Consider the following 2344-nt stretch of genomic DNA (forward strand, 5'->3'; position numbering starts at 1 on the left):
TATCTGAGGAAAACTTGAGGCAAGTTAACTCATCTTCCAACCCCAAGCGCTGGCGAAATAAAGGAGCTTCAGTTTCTGGTTCTACAGCACTACCAATAAACACCACAGGCTGACGCTGCCAAATAGGCGATAGTATTTTTCCTAATTCAATGGGGACACAGTGCAAAGAAAATAAACCTTGGCGACGGGCAATAGTTGCCCAGAGTAGAGATGGGGAAGATGAGGGAGAGAAATTTTCGTTTCTCACCTGAAATTGCTGAGCGAATTGTTTCCAGGTATCCGGTAGGCTGGATATATCTAAAACCGAATACAGATGGGTCAAAATCTCTTCTTCCGCCGGAGAAATCAGATAACATTCGTAGGGATTTGCAGGGTGCTTAAACAGTTCGTGTGTGAGTTGCGCCCGTGCAGAACGAATAACTTCAGCTTGGGCTGGCTGGGCAAGCATGAGCTGCTCCCAATCATGTCCTTCTAAGCTCACAGTGAGTTCAGAACGTACCCAATCTTCCAAATCATCCACTCCATCAATAATTGTGGGGATGTCACGAGGAAAATTATCATTCTTACTCAGTTGTGCTTTTAACCAAGCTGCGGGAGAGATCAAAAAGACTCCTTGGAACTCACCACCAGGCCAAGCGTCACCTGTTCTGATTGCTTTATTAACTTGCAGCCACTGTTGTAGGCGGGGTATTTCCACTTTCGTCAATCGTTGCTGTGTGGATTCAGGGGCAACAATAATCACAGGACCGTGCCACATTAATGCCGAAGCCACAAAGCTCGTGCGATACCGCCCCTGATAACCGCAAGCTGCGCCGACTTGAATCAGGGCGCTACGTCCTAGGCGCAAGGCACGAGCCACTAACCGTGCCATTGTTAAATGATGTGGCCATGAAGGGAAACCTGCCTGCGATCGCAGGAAGTTATGTAATGACAAATGAACTTCTGCTTCAATCACACGCTTTTAATCCCATACAAAGTAAAGTGATTTTTGAGTTGCTCTTAGCCCCATTACTATTATGTTGTCAGTTTCAGGAGTGAATTGTTATGTGTTAATTGTTGGTTGTTCATTGCTGATTGCTATGGTAACCATTAACCACTAAGTAGTATCCAAATACCCACCAATTATGCCTACTTACACAGGAATCTCCAGCGAAGCTTTCAGGCATCCTTTAGATCGCCAAGCAGAACAAGCCTTGCGCAATTTACCAGGATTTGATTTTCTTGCCCGTAAATTTGTGGAATTTTTCGTCGAACGCCCCCAGTTAATCTATTTAATGGGCAACACCATCCAAGTCGGGCCACGCCAATATTCCACTGTTTACCAGATCTTTCGGGAATGTGTGCGGGATTTGGATATTTATCCAGAACCTGCACTGTTTGTTGAGCAAAATCCCCTAGCAAACAGCTACGCGCTGGGACAAGAGCATCCTTATATAGTGATAAATACAGGGACATTGGACTTGCTAAGCGAAGCCGAAATTAGGGCAGTGCTAGCCCATGAGCTGGGGCATATTAAATGTGGTCATACTATTCTAATTCAAATGGCGATGTGGGCAATGAGTGCTGCTTCTGCCATAGGGGAGTTGACTTTCGGTATAGGTAATTTTGTCACTCAAGGTTTGATTTACGCGTTTTATGAATGGCGGCGTAAAGCCGAGTTATCGGCAGATCGTGCGGCATTTTTAGTGACAGATGACTTAAACTCTGTCATGACTTCTATGATGAAAGTCTCTGGAGGCAGTATCAAATATGCTAACGAATGCAGTTTGCAAGAATTTATCCGTCAGTCAGAAGACTACCAAGCACTCGATGCAGATGGACTGAATCAAATATACAAATTCTTGATTTATAACGGCGCTCGTGGTACAATGCTTAGCCATCCTTTTGCTGTAGAACGCATACACTACCTGCGGCAGTGGGCAAACTCAGAAGAATATCAGCAAATTAAGAAAGGAAATTATCAGCGAGCAACGGCTGCGGGTGCAGTCAATGTAGAATCACAGACTCCCAAAAATCAAGAAGTAGAAACTTTGCAACGACAAATTGAAGAATTGCAAAGAGAAATTGATCGCATGAAAAAGTCTGAGTAACAGTGTATTGATGCGACTCGTTTGCTCGCAATGAATAAGAATTCCTACCTTCAAACTGTAGCTTGCTTTTCGCAAGTGCGAGTAGGAAGTGAAGTTAAGGTAGGAAACATATCAACATCAGTAGAATGCGGTGAGGGGGTCGCAGTCTTGGACGCCACGTGCTTCAAGCCGGGAAACCCGTCCACCGCAGTGGCTCCGTTTCCCGTCGATTGCGTAAGCGCAAGCGCACGCCAAGGGCGAACGCGCAGCGTCTC

Annotated in this window: 2 protein-coding genes and 1 pseudogene; 1 reads left to right on the top strand and 2 read right to left on the bottom strand. The window is 45.5% G+C overall.

Going from position 1 to position 2344, the window contains the following annotated elements:
• Positions 1–955: pseudogene (locus DP116_RS27870) on the bottom strand (ATP-dependent DNA helicase); the annotation flags it as partial.
• A 169-nt stretch (positions 956–1124) separates the two neighbouring features.
• On the opposite strand from DP116_RS27870, the gene DP116_RS27875 reads away from it, so the two are divergent.
• Positions 1125–2090 (top strand): M48 family metallopeptidase, encoded by a 966-nt coding sequence (locus DP116_RS27875; protein ID WP_169158203.1) that lies wholly within the window; start codon positions 1125–1127, stop codon positions 2088–2090.
• A 50-nt stretch (positions 2091–2140) separates the two neighbouring features.
• On the opposite strand, the gene DP116_RS28795 is transcribed toward DP116_RS27875, so the two are convergent.
• A partial coding sequence (locus DP116_RS28795) for a hypothetical protein (protein ID WP_211173558.1) occupies positions 2141–2344 on the bottom strand: 204 nt, incomplete at its 5' end.

It is taken from the genome of Brasilonema bromeliae SPC951 (assembly GCF_012912135.1).
In the GTDB taxonomy this organism is placed as follows: domain Bacteria; phylum Cyanobacteriota; class Cyanobacteriia; order Cyanobacteriales; family Nostocaceae; genus Brasilonema; species Brasilonema bromeliae.